The organism is Bacteroides sp. 3_1_13 (assembly GCF_001185845.1).
GTDB lineage: Bacteria > Bacteroidota > Bacteroidia > Bacteroidales > Bacteroidaceae > Bacteroides > Bacteroides xylanisolvens.
On sequence record NZ_KQ236955.1, the window covers coordinates 1,365,775 to 1,391,332 of the forward strand.

The following is a 25,558-nucleotide window of genomic DNA, read 5'->3' on the forward strand; positions in this document are numbered from 1 at the left end:
GAATGGCGCGTATTCTCATTATTCGTTTTTCAGCTCTTGGCGATGTAGCCATGACAATTCCGGTAATACATTCGCTGGCTGTTCAATATCCGCAGCACGAAATAACAGTGTTAAGTCGTGCTGTATGGCAGCCGCTCTTTCAGGGGCTGCCTGCGAATGTAGGCTTTGTCGGAGCTGACTTAACAGGCAAACACAAGGGACTTTGGGGCTTGAATAGCCTTTATTCAGAATTGAAAGCCATGCATTTCGATTACATCGCAGATTTTCATCATGTGCTTCGTTCAAAATATTTATGTCTGCGATTCCGTCTTGCCAATAAACCGGTAGCTTCCATATGTAAGGGAAGGGCAGGTAAAAAGAAACTGGTTCGTCGTCACGATAAGGTGATGGAGAATCAGAAGAGTTCTTTTCGCCGTTATGCCGATGTGCTTGAGAAGCTCGGTTTGCCGGTTTTATTAAATTTTTCTTCTATTTATGGCGAAGGAAAAGGCAACTTTGCGGAGATAGAGCCAGTCACAGGACCTAAAGAAGATCAAAAATGGATTGGTATAGCTCCTTTTGCCAAACACAGAGGTAAAATTTATCCGTTAGAGTTACAGGAGCAAGTTATAGCACATTTTGCAGCTAATCCGCAAGTGAAAGTTTTTCTTTTTGGAGGTGGTAAAAGCGAGCAGGAAGTGTTTGACGCATGGATTGCTAAATATCCTTCTGTTGTTTCAATGATCGGTAAACTGAATATGCGTACCGAGCTGAATCTGATGAGCCATTTAGATGTGATGCTTTCAATGGATTCTGCCAATATGCATTTGGCGTCCTTGGTCAATATTCCGGTTGTTTCTATTTGGGGGGCCACTCATCCTTATGCCGGTTTTATGGGTTGGAAGCAATTGCCGGTTAATACCGTGCAGCTTGATTTGTCATGCCGTCCCTGCTCTGTATATGGACAGAAGCCTTGTTGGCGTGGTGATTATGCCTGTTTAAGAGATATAAAGCCGGAACAGGTTATTGCAAAAATAGAAGGGATTGTAGGTTGATATTTGCAGGAATTCAATTTAGTTGTTTTTTGAACCGAAAGAGCGTAGAATCAAATAATGATGGAAAAAGAGATACAACGAAAGAAAAAGGTACTGATAGATCTTACGAATTATGGTAGTCTAACAGCTGGTTTCGGACAGATTGCGGCCAACTATGCGGCCGCTTTTTCGTCTATGCCGGTAGAGGATCTTCATTTTGTATATTTGTTGAGACAGAAATATATGCAGGAATTTGGCCCGAATGTGACCTCTGTTCCGGTACGTCGTATCAATAAGTTTTTCCCTTTTACCCTTCCTAAAGTAGATGTATGGCATGCGGTGAATCAGCAGCGGAAGTTGTTGCGTATTGCCGGTGGTACAAAGTTTATCTTTACTATACATGACTTTAATTTCTTAACGGAGAAAAAGCCTTGGAAGGCTAAAATGTATCTTCGTCGGATGCAGAATAAGGTCAATAAGGCAGCAGTAGTCACAACGATTTCTCATTATGTCGCAGATGTCATTCGTCAACATATAGATTTGAAGGGGAAAGAGATCCGGGTCATCTATAATGGGGTGGAGAGGATCGATATGTTGGAAGGAACCCAGCCGTCTTTTGCGACGGGACGTCCTTTCTTTTTTACGATTGGACAGATCCGTAGGAAAAAGAATTTCCATCTCCTGGTTGACGTAATGCGCCATTTTCCGGAATATGATTTGTATATTTGTGGAGATGCCCATTTCGCTTATGCTGAAGAAGTGCGTAATCTGATTCGTGAGAAGCAAGTCACTAATGTGTTTTTGACAGATGTAATCACTCAAAGTGAAAAGATTTGGTTGTATCGGAACTGTGAAGCGTTCCTGTTTCCTAGTGAAGGAGAAGGTTTTGGGCTGCCTGTGGTAGAAGCTATGCAGTTTGGAAAAGCTGTATTTGCTGCTAATCGCACTAGTTTGCCGGAAGTTTGTAATGGACATGCCATCATGTGGGAACATTTGGATACAGAATCTATGGTGCAAAGTATCCGGGAACATTTGCCTGATTTCTATAAAGATGAGGAACGCTTGACCAGAATGAAAGAACATGCAGCTTCATTCAGTTACGAGAAGCATATACAAGCTTATCTTGATTTATATCGCGAGTTAGCTCAATTGTCTTAATGTCGAAGTTAATTGATCGTATACCTTTTCCGGGGTAATTGATGCGAAACGTTCTTCATAAGTTAATGTTGCTTGTTGTTCCGGCGGAAGAATATCGTCGGGACTAATACCTCGGGCAAGTACGGAATTTGCAGGTAACCACATTGATTTAGAGGCGCTTGGTGAATAAATAGCGAATGAAGGAATTTCGAGGGCTTGCGCAATGTGTCGGGCTCCTCCTTCGTTTCCGAAATAAAACGAGCAGTTGGCGCAAAGTGCTGCCAGTTGTCGTAATGAAGAGGCTTGTATATCAATCTTGATGCGTTCCGGACATCCCAATTCCTTGTAGATATTTCTTGCATCTTCTTCTTCATACCCCGGTGCATAGTTGAAGATCATTTGTATGTCCTTGTATTCTTCCAATATTCTTTTAAGTGTGGTTATCATAAACTCCGTATTCCATTTTTTATGGAGGAGCTTGGTGGTGACTCCTATTAGGAATACAGGGCGCGCGAAATCTATCCCCTCCTTTTCCATATAATATCGAAAGTCTTTTTTCTCCTGGTCAGTGAGGTATAACCTGAATTCTTTTGTATATTGAATAGGCTTGATTTTCTCTAATGGCGCTGCAAGCAATAGGTTGCGTTCTACCATATCAGTTGTTAGACTATTGCTGTAAGTGTCTGTCCGATAATTTAATAGAAAACGTGTGTATCCCTTGATACGCCCTATCCGGAAAGGGGTTTTTAATGAAAAAAGAGAGAAAAAAAGAGTCCGGATCGTAGAACGCATATCGATGATGACATCGTATTTGTTTTGGTGCGTCACTTGCCATACTTTTTTTATATAAGCAGTGAATGGCTTATTCTCATTCTTGTCAAATGTAATAACCTTATCTATGTCCGGGTGACCCTCATAGAGCGATGCTATATTTTTATTCAGCACAAAGTGTATTTCTGCATCGGGAAAACTTTTTTTCAGCGTACTGCACAATGCAACAGCCAGAATAGAGTCCCCTATTTGTCTAAATCGAATAATCAGAATTTTTTTGATTGGTTTCATGCTTGACTTCTTTATGCTTTTTATCGTGCAAACATAGCTAAAAAAAAGCATTTATGTCTAAATATAAATGAAAAGAAAAAAGAAAAAACGACTAAAGTTGTTCGCAACAGTACTTATATGTATAGAGAGTTAGCCAATCTTTGTGAGAAAAGAAAAAAATATAGTCGGAATGTGCCTTAATTTCTTTATCTTTGCTCCATCTTTGTAATTAGTATTATATAGGAGAGTGTAATGAGAGTGATTGTAAATCCCAAGTACGCGCATCTGCAGAAGGAGATAGAAGAAATTCCAAGGTCCTTCCAGGAAAAAGGAGATGTGGTGTACGATGGGCGTAATGTTTTAAAACGAATTGGCTTAGGCAGCATTGATGTTGTGGTGAAGAGCTTTAAGAAGCCTCACATCATCAATCGTGTTGTATATTCGTTTTTCCGGCAATCAAAAGCAGAGCGTTCCTATATTTACTCTATGGAAATTCAACAACATGGCTTTGACACTCCGGAGCCAGTTGCTATGATCGAACAATTCCAGAGTGGCCTTCTTTCACATAGCTATTACATTTGTTGTTATGATGGTGGCGAAACAGTCCGTTCCCTGATGGATGGGAAAGTGGAAGGAAATGAAGATAAACTTTCTGCTTTTGCGCGCTACACAGCTGCTTTGCATCAGGCAGGTATCCTGCATTTGGACTATTCTCCCGGCAATATATTGATCCATCAGAATGATGCGAATGAATATAGTTTTTCCCTGGTTGACGTGAATCGCATGCAGTTACTATCGGATATTGATTGTGATACTGTGTGCCGTAATATGTGTCGTTTATGCATCTCTCGTGAAGTGCTGACTTATATAATGACAGAATACGCTTCTTTGAGGGGATGGGATGTAGAATCTACTGTTAGTCTGGCTCTTCGTTATAGCGATCAGTTCTTTACTCATTATATTTATCGTCGTGCGGCACGAAAAGAAAAAGAAAGGCATATCGTATCCCTAATTTTATTCTTCCGTTTGTACCGTTCTGTGCGTAAGTTCTTTTCCTGGGAACCGCATATCTCACGTTTCTTATTGAAAAAAGAAAAGCACATTTATGATACATACTTGTGTAAGTATGACTATTGCGAATTGCTTTCTGCTGATTATCAATGATTAACTCTTGCTTCCGCGCATGACTACACTGCGGATTTTATGCCTGAAAAAACCTTTCTGATTGGTATATGTGCAGTTATGCTTATCCAAAAATGCAGAAATGACTGCTTCGTCATCATGTAGATGGTATGTGCAAATTGCAAAATCCAACTTCTGGCAATTTTGAAATAAGTTCTTGCATCCGGCCAATGCATGCCGTTCAGCTCCTTCGATATCCATTTTTAGAAACAGATGCTCATCCGTTTGATTGTTGAAGAAGTCATCCAGGGTTTGTTCTCTTGAAGAGTTATGGTCGCTTACATACTTTTGGACAATCGTAACTTTATCTTGCCATGGCTCAAAGGTCGCTCTGATGGCCTCTAGCCATTGTTCGTCCTGCTCAAACAAGTAAACATGTTTGGCTTCATCGATGATTTCCAATGAAGAATATCCTTCGGCACAACCAACATCCACAAATACCTTTCCTGTCACTTCTTTAACGCTGTTGAAGTAATGGTGCGGTGAACGCCTGTCTTGTTCCATGCTCAAAGCCCTGTAATATTTTTGAATTTTCCTAGCCGGAGTGCTCTTTCTGAAATAGAGCCGTTTCTCTTCTTTTTGAACATAGTATAAACCTTTCTCCTCGTCTTTCTGTATGTCAACGGGCATATTTGCATATTCATCTTTGAATTCATACAGGTGTCTTGAATATCCATGTTCTTTAATATATTCATAGTATTTCAGATAAGGAGAGCCGGGCTTATATCCTTTCATGAAATAATATGGGAGAGTGCCATATATAAATTTCTTTATTGTGTGTTTAAGTATGTTCATCTCATTAATTTCTTGTAGATGTTTAAGATCTCTTCCGCTTGCTTTTCTTCAGAGAATCTTTTGGCAAATATTTGCCCTTTTTCAATCATTACTTTCTTTCTTTCAGGGTCAGAGTATATCTGTTTGAAAGCATTGGCCATTCCTTTGATATCGTCGGGATGTATATAGATCGAGTCGGGACCTCCGGCTTCTTCCAGGCAAGAACCTGTTGCGGCTATTACCGGAATTCCAGAGTATAAAGCTTCTATGATGGGGATGCCAAAGCCTTCAAAGCGTGAAGGATATACAAAAATTTCAGCTAGCTGATAAAAAGCCGGCAGATCATCAAAAGGAACATTGCTGATGATGTGCACTCTTTCTTCCAGCTTATTCTCCTTAATAAAACGTTCAATCTTATCAGTGTATTCCGTATGGCGTCCTACAATGACAAGATGAATTTGTTCGGGAAGCATCGTTAATGCTTGTACTGCTGAAAGGGCATTTTTTCGTTCTTCAATACTTCCTACGTTGAGGATATAATGATCCGGTAGCTGATAGTTAGCTCGAACTTCTCTTTTTTTCTTTTCCGTTGCAGGGCGTGTGAATGAAGTATCACATCCTTGATAGACAACTTCTATCTTATCGGCAGGAATCCCGAAATATTCAATAATATCACGTTTGGTACATTCGCTGATAGCAATGATTTTATCTGCATTTTCGCAGGCTTTGCGGAATTTATATGTATATATATTCCTGTCGATCGAATGGTAGTATTGTGGGTATCGCAGAAATATCAGATCGTGAATCGTCACAATGCTTTTTACCTCACTTTTATGGATATTCAGGGGCAATTCGTTGCTAAGTCCGTGAAAAATATCAATTCTTTCTTTTTCCAATTGGCGGGTGACTCCCAACACTCGCCATAACGAACTTAACTTTTTCCAGAAAGAAGTAGTGGGATAAGAAAGCTGTAGTTGCCGATATTGCTTCATTAATTTGTTCAGCCTTTTATTTTCCCGTTTCTTGGGGGCATACAATACATATTCATTCTCCGGATAGAATTGGCATAGAATATCCACTATATAGCGGCTATAATTACCCAAACCGGTGAAATTCAGTACTGCACGTTTTCCGTCAAAACCTATTCTCATTTCTACTTCTTACCTTTATGTGATTATAGTTAGACTTCAAACTCCCGATAAGGTTTATTCAGGTCTAAATAATGGAAATTGTGTTGTCTTTGCCCACTTTGTTTAGGTATGGTCATGTAATCTCCGTATTTCTGTGACAGATAGACATCATATTTCTGTACTCCCCATACTTCTTCATCTTCAAATAAGACTGGAGTAGGGATGCCCAGAATATCTTTAGACATGATTCCTTTCATTCCGTCATCATAATCACAGACCAATGCGGATTGGTCGAAATCATACTTTTTCATTACTTTCCTGATACTTTCTTGTGCTCCGGTAAGGGTAAAAAGCTTTCTGCATAATAGCGGTATCCATGAACTGGGGCCTTTTCCATGCTTGTATGGATCGCGATGAATCAGATAAAGTACACGTTTGTAGAATTCGTACTTTGCAAAATGCATTCTTTGCGCCATGCGGCTCTCCGGAACTCCGTCCAGTGGGAATATATCAATATATACGCCTCCCAAATATTTGAGATGCATACGTTCAATTAGAGTGGTGTCGGCATCCTGTACTTTTGCGAATGGAAGAGGATATTCCTTGTCGTTTTCAGCACATACAGCTTCGTATGGTTTCGGCAACCATTCTTTGGCATTAGCCATTAATAAATCATAATCGGCTCTTGGCATACCGATATCCAGATCATCATCCCAAGGGATAAATCCTTTGTGGCGGACGGCTCCCAGCATGGTGCCTGCCATGATGTAATATCGCAGATTATGTTCTTTGCAAACTTTGTCAACAGCTAATAAATTCTTTAATATGCGAAGCTGTAGAGGGCGGATATCGTAATTTGCCATTTCTATCTGAATTTTGATTAATAAAGACTTGCTGGAATCAGCTTCTGTGCCTGTTGAAAGTCCTCTACGGTGTCCAGTTCGGCCGAGAAGAACTCGGTGGTGTCCATAACGTAAAAACTATATCCTTGTGGAATCAGTCGTTCAAAAGCCCGTTCGTAGAAAATATTATCCAATCCTTCGGTGGTAATCATAATTTCCAGTTCCTGGAATAGAGCTTTGGTGTATTCAACTGACATCTTTTCGATACCGATAGATTCTCCGATAGCATCGGATATAGAGCAAACTTTACTGATTTCAACAACCTTTTGCGCATCGTCTACGATAACTTTTATTTCTTCCTCTCCAAGCTCGTGTCGATTCAGTGCCAATATGTCGGCCTTGTCCGAGTGAAGCAACTTTTCTACAATTTGAGGATCAAAAACAATATCGCTGTCTAATAACAATATTTCTTCCCCGTCTGTATACGGTCGGGTAAGCCATAATGAATAGATATTGTTGGTTGATTCATATTTGTCATTATAGATGAAAGTAATATTTTGGACTGGATAACGTGCCTGCAGAAAATCAACGATTTGTTGCTGGCGATACCCCGTGACGATAATGAATTCGTCGAATCCGTTTTGTATCAGAGCATCAAAAGCCCTTTCCAGTAGACATCGTTCTCCTATCTTGAGGAGACATTTGGGCGTTGTATCGGTCAGCGGGCGTAAGCGTGAGGCTATTCCTGCGGCTAATATTACTGCTTTCATTTGGATGCGATTTCTTTAATTGTGTCTATAACGATCCGGTTTTGCTCTGGGCGTCCCAATGTGATACGCAAATGAGTGTTGATATCCGGTTCATTCATAAACTTCACTTTATAACTTTGTTCGGCAAAAGCCTTTTGTAAAGCCTCTTTTAGCTCTATCGGGTATTTGATTAAAATGAAATTGGCAACCGATTCATATACTTTGAATCCGGGTAACACGCCGATTTCCTTTTCGTAACGCTCACGGTCTTCGTTCATCAGTTTGGCGATGTTGCGGTAGTGTGTGTCCGATTTAAGAGCTGCAATGGCGATATCTTCGGATATTCGGTTGTATCCCAGATATTTATTGCTGTATCTGCTGAATTTTTCCAGTTCTTTACTCATAAATCCGAATCCCATACGTAGGCCTGGTAATCCATAAAACTTGGATAAAGTACGGGAAATAATCAAATTCGGATATTTATTAACCAGTTTTTTGATATAACTGGTATCAGTTGAAACAAAAGAAGCGTATGCTTCGTCTATCAGTACCACTGTTTGGCTGGGTACTTCTGCAAGCAGTTCATCCAGTTCTTTCGGAGTTAAACCGTTGCCGGTAGGGTTATTGGGAGAAGCCAGTAAAAGAATCTTCGGATTCTCTTTCTGAATCATATCTTTCAGCGTCTCAAAGTCATATTTAAAAGTGTTTCCGTCTTCGTAAAGAGGATATTGCAAAGTATGACCATTCACCTCATCTGCAATTGACTTATAATACCACCATGAGAACTTGGGAATCAACATCGTTTTGTTTCCATCTTCTTGAGTCAGGAAGTAATGAACGGCTTGCTTCAGAATATCTTCTCCGCCGTAGCCTAGCAGGACTTGTGTTTCATCTATATCATATAATTCGGATAAGAAAACAGATAATATACTTTTCTTTCCTTCATCATAAATGCGGGTATAAAAACAAAGTTTATTTATATCGAAGTTTTTTAAAGCTTCTACTACTTCTTTTGATGGACTGTAGTTAAATTCGTTTCGATCTAAAAAGTTCAAATTCTTTTCCATATTAGTTTTGTATGATTCCTTTATCGCACCAGGTTAGTTTCCTGATTTTCGTTTCGTTCAAAATGCTGCGGTTGTTGCTCAAATTATCTGTTCCATGTAGTTCGTGATGAAGGTGGAACACAATTCCCGCAAATTTGATGGTACGCTTGCGTACACCGTTATTGATGAGGCGGCATACTAATTCATGATCTTCACTTCCCCATCCGGTAATAGCCTCATTGTACCCATTGACTTTTAATAAATCCTCTTTCCAGAAAGCCATATTGCACCCTCTGGAATATGAAATGTCCCATTGTCGATAATGCTGAAGTAGTGGGCTCAACCAAGGCAAATGTACTCCGTTGATTGTATTTTTAGTACCTTTGTCGTGAATGGAGATTATGCAGTTTTTTTCCGCTAACATTTTTTTTGTTAAACCTTCCCGGATTAATACACGGCTACCGGTTACGAAACTACCTTTTTGGGCAAAACGTGCATGATCTTTGACGAAATCTTTGTGTAAGACGATATCTCCGTCGATTTGTATAATATATTCTTTAGATGCTTTCGCAATAGCTTTGTTGCGGATGGAGGCTAGTCTGAAGCCTAGATCCTCATGCCAGACATGAATAATGGGAACTTCGGAGGAAGCAGCCAATTGATGAATTAGCTCTCTTGTGTCTTCTTTAGAACCATCATCAGCAATGATAATTTCATCAGGAAGGAGAGATTGACGTAGCACGCTTTTAACGCATAATTCTAACGCGTCGCTTCTATTATAGGTGGATATAATCAGCGATGTACTTATGTTGCTCGCCATTGGTTTATTCATATAATTATTACTAAGTTAGTTAAATAGTTAAGGGGGCTTGCACTAAAATTCTACAAATGTATACATTTTATTTGGTTGTGACAAGCATTGAGAGCTTTTTCAAGGTAGCTGCATCAGATTTTATGATTCTTTTTTTCTGTTCTGGAATTAATAAGTATACATACAAGTTCGTTATCTTTGTATCCCAGGCGAGTCACCTTTTCATTGTAACCATACTATTTTCCGCCACGCCAATTTTATCGGCTGTCTTTCAGCCGATAAAATAAAAATGCCCGTAAGAAAATATTTTTGTTTTAACATTCCGGTTTATAGAAACATGGCAGAAGAGCCTTCTTGTCGCAGTCCTTACCATGAAGAATACATTCAAACAAGTGTTTCAGGTAATTCTGAGGGTCTATGCCGTTCAACTTACAGCTTTCTATCAGAGAGAAGGTGAATGCAGAGTTTTCTGCCGCATCCTCACTGCCAACGTTCATACAGTTCTTGAGCAGCAGCTTTACAGGTTTCATCCTTTGCTCACAGAGGTTGTTCGAGATTTCTGCTGAACCGTCCTTGAGGATATTTCTCAAGGATTTCCACTGGTTTATCGTATAGTTCACGGCCTTTCTCATCAGTTCGTTAGCCATAATCTTCGCATCCTGCATCATAATGACCACCTTATGATGGATACGTTCAAGAATCGGTCCTGTTAGCTTAAGCCTTCTTTCCTTAATCTGCTCACCGCTGAGTTTCATCATACGGAACAGGTCTTCATTTCTGAACATCTCACCGATAGGATCTATTATGTCCATCGCTGTTCTGTCTGAAGGCAGGGCATCAACCCACAACCTTCTACAATGCGTCCAGCATCCTATATGAAGCACCTTTGAGTCGTCTCCGTCAAACATCCTGTAAACCGTATATCCGTCAGTGGATATGGTTCCCATAAAATATTCCAGGAATGATTTTGCCGCATCGGACGACCTGCTGCCGTTATTATAGTGATAATAGACCATCTTAATATGCTTGGCAAAGAAAGCCCATAAGTACTTTCTCCTGTAAGCCTTACCTTCCTTTGTTTCCACTCCAACAAGCTCAGTAGTCTCATCAACCATAAGGTAATTAGCTCTCTGTACAAACTCCTTGAAGACATCTTCCATGAACTCCCTTAGTTTGGCGATTCCGTTATGGATATAGCTGTTCAGCGTGGTATTGCTTATGTGGATACCCTCTCTTGCAAGCAGTCTTATCTGTCTGTTCTCAGGCATGCTGAAGTCATATTTCAGACAAAGCAGACGGGCAAGCAGTTCAGGAGAGAAGATACCTCCAAGGTTTTTCAGCGGATGTTCCATGGTGCTTGTGAAAGTGCCGTCCGCAAGCTTTACCCTTGCCACCTTGTAAACATGCTCCACGTTATAAGCCCTTACATGTTCTATGACCCTGTATTCCCACACATCAGGCATACCGTTGCGGTTCATAAACCGTCCCCCTTCTGGAAGCGTGTAATACTCGTCCACTTCATGTACTACCACCTTGTCAACTTTCAATTTTGTTTTCCCGGCACGTGGTGCGGTTTCCTTTCTCCTTGAAGGTTTGCTGTTCTGGGCAGGTATGTTGCCGGAAGAGGTATTGCTGCCGGTTTCGTTATCATCGGTCTTATTATTATCATCCTTCCTGTCAGAACCGTCATACTCGGATTGTTCCAGAGCGGACTTGTCGAGATTACGGTTGTTCAACAGCCTTCTTTGCTCGGAAGTACGGCCGAAACGGTGTTTCCTGCTGTCCTCAAGCTGAAGTCTGAGATTGGAGATCTCGTTTGCCAGCATCCTGTTCACCTCATCCTTTGCTTCAAGCTGCTTTCTCATAAGTTCCATTTCTTTCCTGTAATGTTCAACCGTGGTTGACTGCTTTTCGATGGTATCTTTGAGATCATTGATGGTATCTATCAGATTTTTAGAGTTCTCCCTGTTGGATTCTTCAATAGACTCAAGCCTCGCAATCAATTCTTTATTCTGTTTGCGAAGACCTGCCTTTTCCTCATTCGCCAGACCCAGCTGGCAGCAAAGTAACTCGTATGCTCTTTCATCAATCATGATATAAAGGTACGAAAAATCAGGCACTTACGCAAACTTTTTACCGTTTATTTTTTATACTATCCTGTTGATAATCAGTATGTTAATATTAGCCTTTCGGACTAACGTACATCTTGTCAACTACAATGCTTTCCGTAAGATAAGCCATGTCCGACCACTGTATCCGGTAGCACCTGGAGACTTCATCAAATACAGGTTTCTTGAATTTGCCCATAACAGGACGTTTTTCGTAAAGCACATAAAAACCGCGTTCGTAATGAAGTATCTTCACAACCTTTCGGTTCCGGGACATGAACATATATACATTGGACGCATCGCTCGGGTCAAGGGACATTTCTTCCCTTATACTCTCACACAGACGGAAAATGCCTTTCCGCAAATCAACATTACCGTTAAACAGGTAATAGTTAAGGTTAGCACTCAGTCCAAGCATATCATCCTATCATTTTATTAAGCAACAGGCTCAAATCAAGAACGGTGGTGTTTCTCAGGAACAGTGTTGCGCCAGACGCCAGCTGTAACTTGATCCATTTTATTGGTGGTTCACCTTCAGGATGTTTCACGTCCAACTTCACAGTTGGACTATTGCATGGTTTCCCGGTTATCTGGACTTTGGCAACCTTGGGCTGCTCAACCTGGACTGTCTTGCCTAACTTCTCACTCCACAACTGGTGACGCTGCCAGTTCATGAACTTGTCGTAATTTACACCATAATCAGCACAGAACTCTCGAAGATCTTTGGTCTCGCTGCATAACTGGTAGAGGTCATATACCTCCTGATAGTTTACTTTTTCTTTTGCCATAATCATTCTTGTTAAAGGTTACGGCGCAAAGATATGGCGGCTAACAACTTATGTCAAGGCGGAAAATAGAATGGTTACCTTTTCATTATAACCATTGGATTTGTATAAATCTTCTTTCCAAAAGGCCGTATTACATTCTATTATATGTAAAATATCATTGGCAATACTTCTCTTGTAAATGACTAAGAATAAAGGGGGGCTTCTCTCGTGTTTTTAGGAAGTATTGAACTGGAAATTTTGTAAATGGAAATGATATTTTCTAAGAAACTTATAGTGTACTATTTGTTAATAGTTTTTTCCGCTTAAGCTCTGCTCTTTTTGTATTTATGACTTTTAATTAGATATTGAATGTTAAAGGGCAGTTTTAGGAATAAAAAACGTTTTATAGATTTGAATGTTAGTCGAGTTTCTAAAATAGGAGGGAGACAGTTTTGAGAGAGTCTTGCTAATCCTTTTATTAAGTCAACCCTTTTAATGTTCGAGTACATCGCTGGTAGGTATCGATGATAAATTTCAAATAAATAATATAAGTTTATTTCTTTTTGAAGATGTTTGCTAAGGTTGTTGTCTGCTTGTATCAATCTCCTGATTTCACTAAAAACTATGGTAAGATCATTTAGATGCTTCAAGGTGTAGCCTTGTTCCATATTTGTAATAGAGTCTTCTCTCTTGCAATTATAAAGATAAGTTGTTTGGTTGGTTAAGGTAAATGATCTGGTATTTAAAGCGAGCATGGCATGCATTACTATGTCTTCGTGGTACACGTGTTCCAAAAAATGAATATGAAATTCTTTTAAAAAAGAAAGATTATATAATTTATTCCATGTAGTTACCCATATATCATTTTTTTCTTCATAAAAGTATTGAGCCATACATAATTTACCCTTTCGTGTTATATTAGGGTAATTAGTAATTTTGAGTGAATTTTCATTCTCATCAATTTGATTGATTCCGGCTGCTACAAAGTCTACTTTCTCTTGTGAAATAATATTATATAAAGTTTCAATGCAGTCAGGAACAATAGCATCGTCGCTATCCATAAAGTATAGATATTTCCCTTGAGCAGATTCAATTGCTGTGTTTCTCGTTCCTCCCAAACCGAGATTTTTTTTATGTGTAATTATACGGATACAGTTACCTCTAGGATGTGTGCTTTTAAGTTGGTGGACTATATTCATGCTGTTATCATGCCCTAAATCGTCTACTATCAAAATCTCTAAGTTTTGATAGGTTTGGTTTAATGCGGATAATAAGGCGCGTTCAATGTATTGTTCTACATTATAAATAGGCATTGAGAGAGTTATTAGGCACATACTTTTCTTTAATCATTATAACAAAATAATATTAGTTGATTACAAAGTTACTTTAATATTTGTAATGGTGAAAGTTATTTCGTTTTTTATTGATTTCTTATCCCGAGCTTGCTCTATATAGAAAAGAATAGTTTCATTAGAATAAAACTTTGAATTATTTTCATTACCTTTGTTCAAAATATTATGTTTGTCTAAATAATGAGACTGGTGTAAATTCGGCAATTCCTCTATTGTTTAAGACTATTGTTATTTAATTTAAATTTTGATAATTATGATATATGTTATTTGTTATGATTGGGCTTCAACATCTGGCAATCATACAGGAATGAGGTATCTTTATGAATATATTCAAAAAAGCAATCCTGAATTGTATAAAATGTATACTTTTAATATGGGTAGGCGTTTTTTGGATAAGGGAAAAAGGGGGAAACAAATTTCTGTGTTTTTTACGGCACTTAAATTAGCAATGACATATAAATCAGGAGATAAATTTATTCTTACTGAATATTTACATAGAGATTCGTATCAAATATTGTTTGCAAAAATAATACGCTTTATATGTCCTAAAGCACCTATATATGCTATGGTGCATCTTGTTCCGGAGAAATTGGAAGGGCAATATTCGAAAGCACAAATAAGGAAGAGTTCACGATTTGTTACAGAAATTGTAACATTAGGAAGTAGTTTGACATGCTATCTTAATAATTTAGGAATAGAGAATGTTTATACTTCTTTTCACTATGTCGATAATAATTACTATACTCCTTCTGCAAATCTTTATAACAGAGATGATGATGTTAAGGTAATAGTAATGGGTGCCTTGGCACGTGACTTTGAGCAGATCGCTTATATTGTTTCAAAACTTCCGCAAATTCGTTTTTATATATGCAAAGGGCGGGAGAAAATTGATTATTTGTTTTCAGGTTTTAAGAATGCAACATTGGTGGGATATGTTCCTGAGGTGGAATTAAAGCATTATATGAATGATTCTGATATTTCTTTAAATGTAATGAAGGATACTATTGGAAGTAATGTAATTTGTACTTCAATGGCAACTGGATTGGCGATGGTGGTTAGTGATGTTGGATCTATACGTGACTATTGCGATGAAACCAACGCATGTTTCTGTTCTTCTCCCGATGATTTTATAAAGAATATTATGATCTTAGCAAATGATCGAGAGTTGCTCAATTCGTTAAAGAAAATGTCTTTGAAAAAGGCACAGCAGTTTTCTATAGATAATTATTGTGCTAGCTTGTCATCTCTATTGAAATAATTGAAGAGTATGGTCGCTTTGTTATGATAGCAAATGATTTATATTTTTTGTGTTATTTGTTTCGGATATCGCATATTAGTAATTTTATAAAGTGTTTATAGAATCCTATAGCCTTACGTTTTTTGGGAGAGTATTTGTTTTGCATCTCTGGTACACTTTTATAGTAACTCTCTGCGAGGCGGGGAGAAAAGAAATAATGTGCATCACGAATTAAATTTCGTACGTTAAAAAGCTCCCAATAAAGAATTTTGTAATGTTTTGCATGAGGTAATAAACGAATTAGCGTGTATAGTGTGGGTATATAATCAGTGTGTTCTGCATATATACACTTACGTAATAAGCGAAGTTTTTCTTCTTCGATAAAAGAAAATACATCTTTATTGTTTAAAAGATGGAGACCGTTGGCGTAATTCGTGATTTCTGTTAATATGATTTTGTACATTTGAAAGTCTTTTTCAAATGTGAGGGTAGATGTTATTGATTTTTTTTGAATTTTGTAAATATAGGTTGTATGTTTTATTATGTCTATTATTTCTGCTTTACATGCGCATTGAAAACTCCAGAGACAGTCTTCGTGTATTAAATTATTTTTGAAGTATAGATTGTTTTTGACAATAAACTCTTTTCTAACTAATTTGTTCCATGCCATCACATAAAACTTTTCTTGCATATATGCTTGAATTATTTTTGAGTTCCCTTTAATGATAGATGTCCCAAGTTCAAGAGGAGGAAAAAAGTCTGAAGAACCTTGTACTATATAATCTCCAATTACTATATCAGCACATGATATCTTGGCTCTGTTAGATAAAGTTTCAATACAGTCCGTGGAAATTTCATCGTCACTGTCCAAGAAATATAGATACTCTCCCCTGCTGTTTTTAATTCCTGTATTACGTGCGGAAGATAAACCTTTATTCTCGGCATGTTCTATTATCTTGATTGGAACTGATGGTGCTTCTTTTTGTAGTACATCTTTTATAATAGATATGCTTTCATCTGTTGTTTTGTCGTTGATAATAATAATTTCTATATTTTTATATGTTTGATTGAGAACCGAGTGCAAGCAACTTTTTATAAAAGGTGCTACGTTATAGACCGGAATGATAATAGAGATAAGTGGCTTCATTTAATAAAAGTTGATATAGTGAAATTAGCGATTGATTTATTTGTTAGGCTCGTTTAATATCTGTTTGTAGATGTTGAATCTTTGTTCGAGCATGTTTGAAGGATTGTATATATCTTTCATTTTACTTTTAGCTTGCCTTACTAGTTTCTCTTGTAATTCAGTATTTTGAGAGAGAGTAATAATAGCATCTGCAAACTCTGTAGCACTATCAGCTTTTAAATATTCTTCTTTATCGAGAAGGTCAATTCCTTCAACTCCTTTTGTCGTGGTTATAAATGGAATATCGGCCGAAACAGCTTCTAAAATTTTCATTCTCATCCCACTACCTATACGAATGGGGACAAGCGCAATGCTTCCTTTAAGAAAGGATGGTAAGTCTTTTATATACCCAACTGTTTCCATTTCTGGACAACTATGTTGAAGCTCTCTTATGTGCGTTTTCCATTTACCTACTACCTGTAAAGTGAAAGTGAAATTTTGTTTACGTAAGTATGGTGCAATTTCCTTGCAGAACCAAATGAGAGCATCTAGATTTGGATAATGGGTTTCACTTCCTACAAATGTCAATCTGTTGCTTGTACAAGGTATGAATTGAGGCGGTGTATCCATATCTGTTTGTATTACTGCAGGAGAAGTGTAAATGCGATTATTTTGCCCTAAAAACTTAGTTAGAATTTGTCGGTCAATCTCGGTTAAAGTAATTATGTGCTTGTAATGTTGTAAGGCAAACCGTTCAAAGTCTTTTGCGATATGATATATTAATTGGTCGCTCTTAGTGATTCTTGGAAACAGTTGCATTTCATTTTCATTTCGAATATATCTAATTTCATGATGTACAAAAATTGTTTGTGTATTGGAGGGAAGTAAGTATCCTAAGGAGATTAATTTATAAAACTCAACTTGAATGATGTCAAAGCCGTATGTAGCAACTTCTGTGACATACTTTATATAATCTACATCTAATTCTTTGAATATAGAAGTTGATAGTGTAGATTCTTGACGTATAAAATCGGGCGTAAAAACAATGTTTTCAGGAATAATTTGTCGTCTTATTTTTCGCTCTATAGATTGTTTTGTCTTGATGAGCCATTTGTAGTAGAATGGATGGTGTACTTTAGGTTGCTTATCATCTTTTTTTGTAAATACAAAAAAAGTTACGTTATCCCATATTTCTTTTAATTTGCTTATGTCGTATGCTTCTGAAGCGTATTGCACTTGTAGCAAAATAGATACATCCATTTTATGGCGGAGGTAATCTACCATATTGAAGAAAGCTTGATTTCCTCCAGAATTCAGGGGGAATGGTATATACGGAATGATAAATAGTATTTTCATTTTTTTGATATTATTTTTTTCCAAATATGATGAATTAAAACTTGCAAAGAAACATTTGGCGTGAGTTTTCTTAGAGCATTGCATAAATGTAAAAGGTCATGTATACTAAAATTATTCTTCAATGAATGCTGTAAGAATTTATATATATAACATTTGATCGCTTTTTTGAATTTCTTTTCGTTAAGATGAGAATGATAGTTTATGCCGACCCATTCAATGAAAAGTATTGTTGCACTAATCTTCTCTTTATTGAAATGAGTGGAGTTTGATATATTTTCTCCTTCGGCATTTCTCCAACTGACGGGATTGCCAGGTAAAGAAATTATTCCTCCTGTAAATTCTGCAAATTTAGCCCATGTTGCATCATCGGTACACCAAGCCAGAGGGAATTTTATAAATCCTCCTGTTTGTTCCCATACTGTTCGGCTAAATACATACTCACAGGCAGCAGAACTAATTCTTCCAGATAATTTATCTAATAAGAATTCATATCCAGAAGTTAAATCGGTATTAAAAGGAGGGTTTTTATACTTAAGTTTACCATACTCGTCAACTACTTCTAAAGGGAAACGGAATATATATTTTCCACCAGAATGTTTTTGTAAGGCTTGAATTACACGTGCTACTCCGTCAAAGGGCATTAAGTCATCATCTGAAAAAAGCCATATAAATTCTTCTTCTGACAATAATATACATCGTTCCCAATGGCCGGGTAGGTCTTTCTTACCCATATTTTGTTCAAAACGATGATATATGATGTCAAATCTGTTTTTGTAGTGATCTACTATGGTATCTAATTGGTAGGGACTTGCATCATCACCTATGTATACGGTAAAGTCGTGGTTGTTTTGTTTAGCGATGGAATCAAGTGTTTCTCGCAAAAAACGTGGTTTATAAGCTGGTATGATAATTGCTAATTTCTTCATTTTTATTGCTATCAATTAAGTTTTGCAAATATACACACTAAGTTTGTTTAAATATTGTATTTGCAGACTTTTGTGATGGAAAACTGTACTGGCATGTTGCTGATTGCAAAATAAACTATAGAATTTTTCTTTTTTAGGTTCTTAGATTAGGTAGAGTAGCACAACATTGTGAATATATTATCAACGAAAGATTTGGCTTTTAACCAACAATCGTTTTTGATAATTATAGTCTCAAGGTCCAGACACAGAATAATATATTTCAGACAATGCACGGAAACTTTTGGGCTTATCTTTATGCTTGTTACAATTCATGGTACTAAAGATACGCAATATATCGTAAGTCTAATCTGTTTTAACTTTATTTTGTTTGGACCAGTGAGTCAATGTTTTAATATGTCCCAAATAATATAGCTCCTCTTTGGACATGTTGTCGTTGTTAATATACCAAGGTAAGTGTCTCACGGAATAAGGAAAGCCGGTTCGAATACAGAAACAATCAGGGTCGATAGGTTCTCCGACAAAATAGGGCTTATATACGGCAAAGGTCGTATCTATTAATGCTTTGAAAATATTAGGTTCTATCTCTTCTTTCCAGAAAATGCTTTCCCATTCTATAACTTTCTCTTTTAATTTATAATGGTCAGGTAAATCGTTTATGCATATTGAAAATCCAACCTTTAACGCTTTTGGATATTTTTGTAGTAATAAAATGAATTTCTCAATAAAATCGTCAGGACAATCAGGAAGGATTTCCAGATCCGAATCGGTGTATGCATAATAAGAATCTTTGAACTGCTTGAATATGCCAGTTTTCCATAATGCTAGATGTCCGACATTTTTATTTAGCATATATACAGGGTATGGTATTTTTGTATAGTATTCTAATAGTGGGGGATATGTTGATTGGTTATCGATGATATATAGATTGTGGTATCCTTTATTTTCTAAACCATGGATTAACTTTGTTAGCATTTCCAAACGGTTGTAGTTGTTAATAATGATAGGAATATCTTTATAGTTTATTCTTTTTACTCCCAAAAATCTTTTTTTAATTTCGGGAATAAACCATTTAAGAAATAGTTCTTTAGACCTTTGGAAGTCCTGATTGAATGCTTGATATTTTCGAATTAACTTTCTTCTCATTTTTTATTTCTATTAACAATGATGGCATACATTAACTCCTGATTATGCTCTGCAAATCTATTATTTTTTTTGTTAAGAACCTGTTAAAGATGGCTGAATTAAAAAAAGTTTTCGCCATAGCACAATAAATACTTTATCTGAAGTAATTAAACTGATAATAAAAAAGATGTATCATTGTTATAGAATCATTCTTTTTGCATGGTAATTAATTGCCGAATGAAACCTGCAGCTTTTCTAAAAAATGCTAGTTTTATTCGGCAATTTACTTCGTATTCCTTTTGCCATCTAATCTTAGGGGTGTACTTTATGCGTCTGCTCTGTCTTAATAAGGTGAAGAAAACAAGTAATAAAACAGCTGTTAGCATGAGAATAATAGCTCAATATTGCAACAGTAAAGCTGATCAATGAGTGCGGGATAGTTAGTATTAACTATAAAAACACCTTTGAAAGCTATAGTTAATACTATAAAATTGATATTTTGCTATTGTTTTATTATTCAATAAGAGAATTATTGTCATTATATCGAATTCACGTTAAATTATTGACAAACAGTTTGCAAATATCAAGATTATTTGCGAATATTGCATCTTAGTTGTGTATACGCCTGTTGGATTTAAATACTTGGGTGCTTCTATTATGCTAAATGACAGTAATAGTGCGCAACTTATTAATAATAAAATATTTAATTCCGCCGATAGGTGTAATACCGTTTTTATGTACAATTTAAAATTTCCAAACTATGTTGCTCCGGAAGCTGTAATAGGGGCTGAAACCATTATCGAAGAGGGTACTATTATATTGAAAGGAGCTATTATCGGTAGTCAGTGTAAGATTCATCGCCACATATTTGTGGATGAGGGGGTTAAGATAGGCGATAAGGTTAAGATTCAAGACGGTGTGATGATTCCACATGGTGTGACTATTGAGGATGGCGTTTTTATCGGTCCATCAGTTGCTTTTACAAATGATAAATATCCAAGAGCTATCAATAAAGATGGAACATTGAAAAGTGGGGGCGATTGGCAGGTTAGCGAAACTATTCTAAAGTATGGTTCTTCTATTGGGGCGAATGCAACTATAGTATGTGGTGTTACTATAGGTGAATGGGCAATGGTGGCTGCTGGTTCAGTTGTAACAAAAGATGTCCCTGCAAATGCATTGGTTATGGGGAATCCTGCAAAGGTGATAAGATATTTTGAGTAATATTAGCTATGACTGACTATCTTGTAGAATTTTTGGAAACTCCTCTATTTAAGCTGGGTTTAACTATCTTTTTTAGTTATGTAACTTGGAGACTGACAGAGAAGTTAAATCCAAGGTTTTTGTGGAAAGATTATAAACGCAGACAAAATCTTAAAAGAGGCTATATCAATAAGGATAATGTTAAATTCGGAATTGATCATCATGATTATTTTGATCATGATGATGGCGGGTATATTGATGATTTAATAACTATACGATTAGACAAAACTCTCTATGAGTATAATTTTGAGGAAGAGTTCTCACAAAATTGTCAAAGAATACCTAAGCTCAAGCTAATTAAAGAATATATTAATATTAACTTCCCAGAAATAAATCTTGACGAAGTTGTTAGAACTGTAATAGTGCCGGGGGTGCTTAGGAATTCAGGGGATAATATTTATGTGGTTAATGATATTCGGAAAAGTAGAAAAGACTATATTAATGGGAGAAATTCTGTAAAACGCCTTGAAGCCTCAGTTTTTGAGCTTGATTTAGTTAGGATGACTGCTGATACAGTTCAGTTGATTGATCGATTGTACTTATATTTCCAAGGAAAGAATCCGGATTTATTTGAAATTAATTATAAGACAAATAAACGGTTGGAAAATACAACAAAAGAGGTGACTGAGTTAATTGGATTTATGACTAAGGTTAGTTTAAATGGCTTTATCATAAGTACTAAGAAAGTTAATAAAGAATATCAGTTGTTTTATAATAAAAAACAAGGTTTCTCATATGGAATTTCGTTCTCAGAAACTACATTAAAAAGCATAATAAGAACTTCTAGAACTAAAGTAAACGGGCTGATGTTAAAAGAAATGCTATGTAAAGCAGTGCCGTCTTTAGAGGTTAGAGAACAGCAATTCACTGATATTGCCATATCATATTTAGATGGCCTGTATGTCGAGATTCTAGGTGTATTGCTTGTTGATAATCTTGCTCCCTTTTCTGACAGTGACTCTGTGTGGCTGGATTTTACTCTTGATAGTATTCGTCAAGAAGCATTCAATAAAGACAGTTCTTTAGAACATGCTTTGTCATATGCTGCTAATATCAGGCAAAGGGCGAATAATAATCGTTTTTATTCATTTAATAAGTAGCTTATCTATGAACATAAATTTAAAAGATACTCTTGTTGATGATACTATTATAGTGCAAGTCCAACCTGTTTTAGAGCAGGTTCAAACAGTGACTACTCATTTTGATATTGTTGGGAATTTGCTTTGGGATAATTTGTTTGCACCATTACTCTTTGGAATATCTATTCCACTTGTATATAAGTTTGTAAAAAAACTCTTGAAAAGGTATAATTTGAAGAAATATCAATCTAAAATAATACGGGAAGACCAATATAAAGTGCTTGTTAATAATGTTTGTCTGGAGGATAAGTATTTTCGGGTTAATAAGATTAATGATGACGAATTTATTATTCCATTTCCTGAAACAAGAGAGAAGAAATTGGAGGAATTAGGATTTAGAAAAGTATATAAAAAGAATAAAAATCAATGTTTGCATAATAGTCTTTATAATTATATTAGCAAGTATTATGGAGAACAATTGACTTATAGAGGAGAAAATTACTCAATCCCAGAATTTATAACTAGGCTTTCTGAAGAGACGGCTGATGTTTTTATACATGAAATGCATCAAGCGAAACTGCGGTTTAATAAATATCTATATGGTATATATGATGTGAGAGTGGATGAGGATGATAAATGTGAAATTTCTGTTTATAATTCAGACTATTTTACATATAAGTGTACTGTTAATTTGTATAATGCGTTGGCTACTATTCCAGTTAAATCATGCTTTCCGGATTTTAATGTAAATGTGGCACAAGTAAGACCTTTTTATAATTCAGTAGCTGTTGGAGGTTTTGTTATAATCGATCGAGGAAATGGTGATGAACTTGTTACTGGGTTTCGTGGGGAGAATTGCCAAAGTGGTGGGTATTGGCACTTTTCTTATGATGAGACATTTACGGAAGATGACAAGTCGGATGAGGATGATCAACCAAACCTTATGACATGTTTGAGGAGGGCGTTAAGTGAAGAACTTGGGATTTTAAGAAAAACTCAGGAAAAATGTATCCCTACATCTCAAATTACTTTTTTAAATGTGGGTGTCATCCGTACAGCTGGAAATGATAATAGACTGGAATTTGAGGTGTGTTCATTTGTTCGAGTGTGCTTGTCGGAGGCATTCACATTGGAGGATTTTATTCATGGTTATCGTTTTGCTAAAGATGCAGAGATTGAAACCAGATGCCTGGAGTTTATTCCAATCAAAGAATTGGATAAATTTATATCTACTCATAAGATATCTCCAGAATCCAAGCATTTGGCCCAAACGATCTCTTTGTTGAATGATTTTGATTTGCTCGGGACCGACAAAGAAGGATATCATGAAATTTTAGAAGCAAATAAGCAATAATGAAAATAGCATGAAATTATGACCCTTTTAATAGGTTGATAAGTTCTATTAAATAGCTATCAAGCTCATAAAATGTCGATATTTTACCAGAGAGGACAGAAATATAGAATGGCGGTTGCTTTGCCATTTGAATAAGGGTATTTCTTTCATCTGTTTTTTCTGATGAAATCTGAATGGGCTTAATTGCAAACATGGAAGAGATGTATTCAATACCATGTAATTGGGGGTGTATAAATTCCTCATACTGTGTTTTCATTGCTTCATATGCAGTTAGTGGTTTATGTAGGCATAGGTTACAGTTCCCGATATTGTGAGGACTGCAACTACCATTTTTCATACATGGAAATGATGGCTCTGGGGATGAAACGGTATGTGGGGTGTAGTGGACAGAAGTTAGTGTATGATATTTACTAAAGCCGAATGGCATGATTGAAAAGAATTCGCCGTCCATAACAGTAATGCCGATATCTTTCAAAGTGTCTGGTACTTTGCATAAAATAACTTCACAAAGTTCGTACTTTAAGTTGAATCCCGGTTTGTTGAATAATTGGCTTACTATATTGGTAGAAGCATAAGTTGCATTTACCACTCCTTTGCATTCAATATACTCGCCGTTTTCTATTTCTATTTGATAGCGTTCATTTTTATCTGTAATTGAAATAACCTTCGTTCCCGAAAACGTATCTACATTTTTAACATCACTAATGTGGTTTAGTAGTTTATTTAGAACAATCTTATAGCTATATGAGTATTCTTTAGTAAGATATAATGCTTCAACTTTATTTGAGTTAAATAGTGTATTAGGATCAACTTCAGAATATGGTATATTATTTCTATTCATAAAATCTTCATATTCAGATTTGTTGGTTAACGACTCATTATTTGCGATAGCATAATAGGCCTTAAATTGAGAATTAATACTTTCACCAAAGTCATGTATAAAGCGCTCTTTATATTTTAGTATTGTGTTTACTGTTTTTTGACCTCTTGGGTAATGTAAGCCATTGTGGAGGCGGGCTTGATTGACCATTGATGCTCGAGAGAAGAAATTTTGATCTATATCAATAACAGCAACGGTAACTTCACGTTGCGACAAAAAAAGGGCAGTATATAAACCATATATGCCTCCGCCTAATACGACTATATCAAACTGTTTCATAGTTGTTTAATTTGTTTTGCCGGTGCGCCATACCACATCTGATTATCAGGTATATTTTGGAGTATTAATGATCCCATACCAATAATAACATTATTCCCTATACGAATTTGATCTTTGATATTGCTGGATGCATAAATAATACACTCATTCCCGACTTTGACGGAACCGGCTATTGTGACGGAACTTGCTATCCAGTTATTTTTACCAATAACTGTATTGTGTCCAATAGAACACAAACCATCTATTTTAGTTCCATCTCCTATTGTTGTAGGTGATAATGTGCCTTTGGTAATTTGACAATTAGGGCCAATATCAACCTTGGAGCCTATAATGACGTTTGAGTAATGCGGGAATTTGTGTAAGCTTCCATATTGATCTCTTTCGCAGCCTAATCCGGAATGACCTATGACTGTTCCAGCATGAATGATTACATCGTCTCCTATTTCAACGCCATCATAAATGACAACATTTGAGTGAATGATGCAATTATTTCCAATGGAAGCATTCATAATTGTTGCAGATGGGCTTATCTGTGCGTTTTTGCCGATAGATTTTTGAATGTCAATAGGCTTATAATAATTGGGATGGAAAAATCTCTCTGCAATGAGAATGAAAACAAGACGCGGATTGCTGACATGGATGATGACTTTATTGAAAAGTTTCGGAGTGATTAAAACCTCTGTGTCAGTTATTAGATATTTTACATTTGATTGCTCAGCTAACTTTTGTTTCTCTTTTTTGTATGTTGCTATCCATCCCATACATTCGGGTAATGAAGAATCTAATGTCGAGATATTTTTAACAACTAAGTCCTCTACATCATGTGATACATTAATAACGTATTCTTTGATATATTCAATAATGTCTGATAGCTGAATCATCTTTATATTTGTTTGCAATTTATTGTGTGTAAGTATTCTTTTTGCTTATCCTTACAAAGATAGTTATATTTGGCATAACTCCTAAATAAATATCTATAAAAAG

The 25,558-nt window shown here is 36.4% G+C and carries 24 protein-coding genes; 7 read left to right on the forward strand and 17 right to left on the reverse strand.

The features are described 5' to 3' along the window. Positions 1-2 precede the first annotated feature (2 nt). Positions 3-1,034 (forward strand): glycosyltransferase family 9 protein, encoded by a 1,032-nt coding sequence (locus tag HMPREF9009_RS04925; protein WP_049701599.1) that lies wholly within the window; start codon positions 3-5, stop codon positions 1,032-1,034. 60 nt (positions 1,035-1,094) lie between these two features. Beyond that, positions 1,095-2,171 carry a glycosyltransferase family 4 protein gene (locus tag HMPREF9009_RS04930; protein WP_049702257.1) on the forward strand — a complete coding sequence of 359 codons (1,077 nt, stop codon included), beginning with the start codon at positions 1,095-1,097 and terminating at the stop codon, positions 2,169-2,171. On the opposite strand, the gene HMPREF9009_RS04935 is transcribed toward HMPREF9009_RS04930, so the two are convergent. Next, entirely contained in the window at positions 2,154-3,212 is a 1,059-nt protein-coding gene (locus HMPREF9009_RS04935; RefSeq protein WP_049701600.1) for a glycosyltransferase family 9 protein, read from the reverse strand. The two genes, HMPREF9009_RS04930 and HMPREF9009_RS04935, sit on opposite strands and share 18 nt — an antisense overlap. Positions 3,213-3,443: 231 nt before the next feature. On the opposite strand from HMPREF9009_RS04935, the gene HMPREF9009_RS04940 reads away from it, so the two are divergent. Continuing rightward, positions 3,444-4,355: a lipopolysaccharide kinase InaA family protein gene (locus tag HMPREF9009_RS04940; RefSeq protein WP_049701601.1), complete on the forward strand. Its 912-nt coding sequence runs from the start codon at positions 3,444-3,446 to the stop codon at positions 4,353-4,355. Here the strand turns inward: HMPREF9009_RS04940 and HMPREF9009_RS04945 are convergent, their stop codons facing one another. The 10 genes from HMPREF9009_RS04945 to HMPREF9009_RS04990 form a co-directional block, all read right to left on the reverse strand. Then, the gene (locus tag HMPREF9009_RS04945; RefSeq protein WP_049701602.1) at positions 4,356-5,168 is read right to left on the reverse strand and encodes an FkbM family methyltransferase; all 813 of its coding nucleotides are present in this window, start codon (positions 5,166-5,168) and stop codon (positions 4,356-4,358) included. Continuing rightward, positions 5,165-6,298, reverse strand: a complete 1,134-nt coding sequence (locus HMPREF9009_RS04950; RefSeq protein WP_049701603.1) for a glycosyltransferase family 4 protein — start codon at positions 6,296-6,298, stop codon at positions 5,165-5,167. Before HMPREF9009_RS04950 ends, HMPREF9009_RS04945 begins: the two co-directional genes overlap by 4 nt. Before the next feature lie 29 nt (positions 6,299-6,327). After that, positions 6,328-7,140 (reverse strand): LicD family protein, encoded by an 813-nt coding sequence (locus HMPREF9009_RS04955; RefSeq protein ID WP_049701604.1) that lies wholly within the window; start codon positions 7,138-7,140, stop codon positions 6,328-6,330. A 17-nt stretch (positions 7,141-7,157) separates the two neighbouring features. Beyond that, entirely contained in the window at positions 7,158-7,889 is a 732-nt protein-coding gene (locus HMPREF9009_RS04960) for a phosphocholine cytidylyltransferase family protein (protein WP_049701605.1), read from the reverse strand. Next, positions 7,886-8,935 (reverse strand): pyridoxal phosphate-dependent aminotransferase, encoded by a 1,050-nt coding sequence (locus HMPREF9009_RS04965; RefSeq protein ID WP_049701606.1) that lies wholly within the window; start codon positions 8,933-8,935, stop codon positions 7,886-7,888. The genes HMPREF9009_RS04960 and HMPREF9009_RS04965 overlap by 4 nt, the downstream gene beginning before the upstream one ends. A gap of 1 nt (position 8,936) precedes the next feature. Continuing rightward, on the reverse strand, positions 8,937-9,746 hold the full coding sequence (locus HMPREF9009_RS04970) for a glycosyltransferase family 2 protein (RefSeq protein WP_049701607.1): 810 nt from the start codon (positions 9,744-9,746) through the stop codon (positions 8,937-8,939). A 293-nt stretch (positions 9,747-10,039) separates the two neighbouring features. Beyond that, a complete protein-coding gene (gene tnpC, locus HMPREF9009_RS04975) occupies positions 10,040-11,818 on the reverse strand; it encodes an IS66 family transposase (protein WP_004300191.1) in 1,779 nt (592 codons plus the stop codon). Between the two features lie 88 nt (positions 11,819-11,906). Continuing rightward, positions 11,907-12,251, reverse strand: a complete 345-nt coding sequence (gene tnpB, locus HMPREF9009_RS04980; protein WP_004297053.1) for an IS66 family insertion sequence element accessory protein TnpB — start codon at positions 12,249-12,251, stop codon at positions 11,907-11,909. Position 12,252: 1 nt separating this feature from the next. Further along, positions 12,253-12,621, reverse strand: coding sequence for a hypothetical protein (locus HMPREF9009_RS04985; protein ID WP_170834904.1), 369 nt, complete (start codon positions 12,619-12,621; stop codon positions 12,253-12,255). 302 nt (positions 12,622-12,923) lie between these two features. Further along, on the reverse strand, positions 12,924-13,913 hold the full coding sequence (locus HMPREF9009_RS04990) for a glycosyltransferase family 2 protein (RefSeq protein WP_049701608.1): 990 nt from the start codon (positions 13,911-13,913) through the stop codon (positions 12,924-12,926). Positions 13,914-14,205: 292 nt separating this feature from the next. Here HMPREF9009_RS04990 and HMPREF9009_RS05000 point away from each other — a divergent pair, with 292 nt between their 5' ends. Next, entirely contained in the window at positions 14,206-15,210 is a 1,005-nt protein-coding gene (locus tag HMPREF9009_RS05000; protein ID WP_049701610.1) for a glycosyltransferase, read from the forward strand. 52 nt (positions 15,211-15,262) lie between these two features. Here HMPREF9009_RS05000 and HMPREF9009_RS05005 read toward each other — a convergent pair whose 3' ends face one another. The 4 genes from HMPREF9009_RS05005 to HMPREF9009_RS05020 form a co-directional block, all read right to left on the reverse strand. Then, positions 15,263-16,336, reverse strand: coding sequence for a glycosyltransferase family 2 protein (locus HMPREF9009_RS05005; RefSeq protein WP_083444148.1), 1,074 nt, complete (start codon positions 16,334-16,336; stop codon positions 15,263-15,265). A gap of 36 nt (positions 16,337-16,372) precedes the next feature. Continuing rightward, positions 16,373-17,671 carry a glycosyltransferase gene (locus HMPREF9009_RS05010; protein WP_049701612.1) on the reverse strand — a complete coding sequence of 433 codons (1,299 nt, stop codon included), beginning with the start codon at positions 17,669-17,671 and terminating at the stop codon, positions 16,373-16,375. After that, positions 17,668-18,597 carry a glycosyltransferase family 2 protein gene (locus HMPREF9009_RS05015; RefSeq protein ID WP_049701613.1) on the reverse strand — a complete coding sequence of 310 codons (930 nt, stop codon included), beginning with the start codon at positions 18,595-18,597 and terminating at the stop codon, positions 17,668-17,670. The genes HMPREF9009_RS05010 and HMPREF9009_RS05015 overlap by 4 nt, the downstream gene beginning before the upstream one ends. Before the next feature lie 342 nt (positions 18,598-18,939). After that, on the reverse strand, positions 18,940-19,740 hold the full coding sequence (locus tag HMPREF9009_RS05020) for a glycosyltransferase (RefSeq protein WP_049701614.1): 801 nt from the start codon (positions 19,738-19,740) through the stop codon (positions 18,940-18,942). 621 nt (positions 19,741-20,361) lie between these two features. Between HMPREF9009_RS05020 and HMPREF9009_RS05030 the strand changes: the two genes are divergently transcribed. Genes HMPREF9009_RS05030 through HMPREF9009_RS05040 form a run of 3 tightly spaced genes read left to right on the forward strand, consistent with a single transcriptional unit; the run spans position 20,362 to position 23,415 of the window. Further along, positions 20,362-20,943, forward strand: coding sequence for an acyltransferase (locus HMPREF9009_RS05030; RefSeq protein WP_270311666.1), 582 nt, complete (start codon positions 20,362-20,364; stop codon positions 20,941-20,943). A gap of 8 nt (positions 20,944-20,951) precedes the next feature. Continuing rightward, complete coding sequence (locus tag HMPREF9009_RS05035; protein ID WP_008641811.1) at positions 20,952-22,082, forward strand: hypothetical protein; 1,131 nt, start codon at positions 20,952-20,954, stop codon at positions 22,080-22,082. Between the two features lie 7 nt (positions 22,083-22,089). Continuing rightward, positions 22,090-23,415, forward strand: a complete 1,326-nt coding sequence (locus HMPREF9009_RS05040) for a hypothetical protein (RefSeq protein ID WP_015532125.1) — start codon at positions 22,090-22,092, stop codon at positions 23,413-23,415. A 16-nt stretch (positions 23,416-23,431) separates the two neighbouring features. On the opposite strand, the gene HMPREF9009_RS05045 is transcribed toward HMPREF9009_RS05040, so the two are convergent. After that, complete coding sequence (locus HMPREF9009_RS05045) at positions 23,432-24,574, reverse strand: FAD-dependent oxidoreductase (RefSeq protein WP_015532126.1); 1,143 nt, start codon at positions 24,572-24,574, stop codon at positions 23,432-23,434. Continuing rightward, on the reverse strand, positions 24,571-25,455 hold the full coding sequence (locus tag HMPREF9009_RS05050; RefSeq protein WP_008024060.1) for a UDP-3-O-(3-hydroxymyristoyl)glucosamine N-acyltransferase: 885 nt from the start codon (positions 25,453-25,455) through the stop codon (positions 24,571-24,573). The genes HMPREF9009_RS05045 and HMPREF9009_RS05050 overlap by 4 nt, the downstream gene beginning before the upstream one ends. Positions 25,456-25,558 lie beyond the last annotated feature (103 nt).

Excerpts from the sequence above, each read along its gene's own strand:
- HMPREF9009_RS04925 (WP_049701599.1), top strand. The coding sequence starts at position 3 with ATGGCGCGTATTCTCATTATTCGTTTTTCAGCTCTTGGCGATGTAGCC.
- HMPREF9009_RS04930 (WP_049702257.1), top strand. The coding sequence starts at position 1,095 with ATGGAAAAAGAGATACAACGAAAGAAAAAGGTACTGATAGATCTTACG.
- HMPREF9009_RS04935 (WP_049701600.1), bottom strand. The coding sequence starts at position 3,212 with ATGAAACCAATCAAAAAAATTCTGATTATTCGATTTAGACAAATAGGG.
- HMPREF9009_RS04940 (WP_049701601.1), top strand. The coding sequence starts at position 3,444 with ATGAGAGTGATTGTAAATCCCAAGTACGCGCATCTGCAGAAGGAGATA.
- HMPREF9009_RS04945 (WP_049701602.1), bottom strand. The coding sequence starts at position 5,168 with ATGAACATACTTAAACACACAATAAAGAAATTTATATATGGCACTCTC.
- HMPREF9009_RS04950 (WP_049701603.1), bottom strand. The coding sequence starts at position 6,298 with ATGAGAATAGGTTTTGACGGAAAACGTGCAGTACTGAATTTCACCGGT.
- HMPREF9009_RS04955 (WP_049701604.1), bottom strand. The coding sequence starts at position 7,140 with ATGGCAAATTACGATATCCGCCCTCTACAGCTTCGCATATTAAAGAAT.
- HMPREF9009_RS04960 (WP_049701605.1), bottom strand. The coding sequence starts at position 7,889 with ATGAAAGCAGTAATATTAGCCGCAGGAATAGCCTCACGCTTACGCCCG.
- HMPREF9009_RS04965 (WP_049701606.1), bottom strand. The coding sequence starts at position 8,935 with ATGGAAAAGAATTTGAACTTTTTAGATCGAAACGAATTTAACTACAGT.
- HMPREF9009_RS04970 (WP_049701607.1), bottom strand. The coding sequence starts at position 9,746 with ATGAATAAACCAATGGCGAGCAACATAAGTACATCGCTGATTATATCC.
- tnpC (WP_004300191.1), bottom strand. The coding sequence starts at position 11,818 with ATGATTGATGAAAGAGCATACGAGTTACTTTGCTGCCAGCTGGGTCTG.
- tnpB (WP_004297053.1), bottom strand. The coding sequence starts at position 12,251 with ATGCTTGGACTGAGTGCTAACCTTAACTATTACCTGTTTAACGGTAAT.
- HMPREF9009_RS04985 (WP_170834904.1), bottom strand. The coding sequence starts at position 12,621 with ATGGCAAAAGAAAAAGTAAACTATCAGGAGGTATATGACCTCTACCAG.
- HMPREF9009_RS04990 (WP_049701608.1), bottom strand. The coding sequence starts at position 13,913 with ATGCCTATTTATAATGTAGAACAATACATTGAACGCGCCTTATTATCC.
- HMPREF9009_RS05000 (WP_049701610.1), top strand. The coding sequence starts at position 14,206 with ATGATATATGTTATTTGTTATGATTGGGCTTCAACATCTGGCAATCAT.
- HMPREF9009_RS05005 (WP_083444148.1), bottom strand. The coding sequence starts at position 16,336 with ATGAAGCCACTTATCTCTATTATCATTCCGGTCTATAACGTAGCACCT.
- HMPREF9009_RS05010 (WP_049701612.1), bottom strand. The coding sequence starts at position 17,671 with ATGAAAATACTATTTATCATTCCGTATATACCATTCCCCCTGAATTCT.
- HMPREF9009_RS05015 (WP_049701613.1), bottom strand. The coding sequence starts at position 18,597 with ATGAAGAAATTAGCAATTATCATACCAGCTTATAAACCACGTTTTTTG.
- HMPREF9009_RS05020 (WP_049701614.1), bottom strand. The coding sequence starts at position 19,740 with ATGAGAAGAAAGTTAATTCGAAAATATCAAGCATTCAATCAGGACTTC.
- HMPREF9009_RS05035 (WP_008641811.1), top strand. The coding sequence starts at position 20,952 with ATGACTGACTATCTTGTAGAATTTTTGGAAACTCCTCTATTTAAGCTG.
- HMPREF9009_RS05040 (WP_015532125.1), top strand. The coding sequence starts at position 22,090 with ATGAACATAAATTTAAAAGATACTCTTGTTGATGATACTATTATAGTG.
- HMPREF9009_RS05045 (WP_015532126.1), bottom strand. The coding sequence starts at position 24,574 with ATGAAACAGTTTGATATAGTCGTATTAGGCGGAGGCATATATGGTTTA.
- HMPREF9009_RS05050 (WP_008024060.1), bottom strand. The coding sequence starts at position 25,455 with ATGATTCAGCTATCAGACATTATTGAATATATCAAAGAATACGTTATT.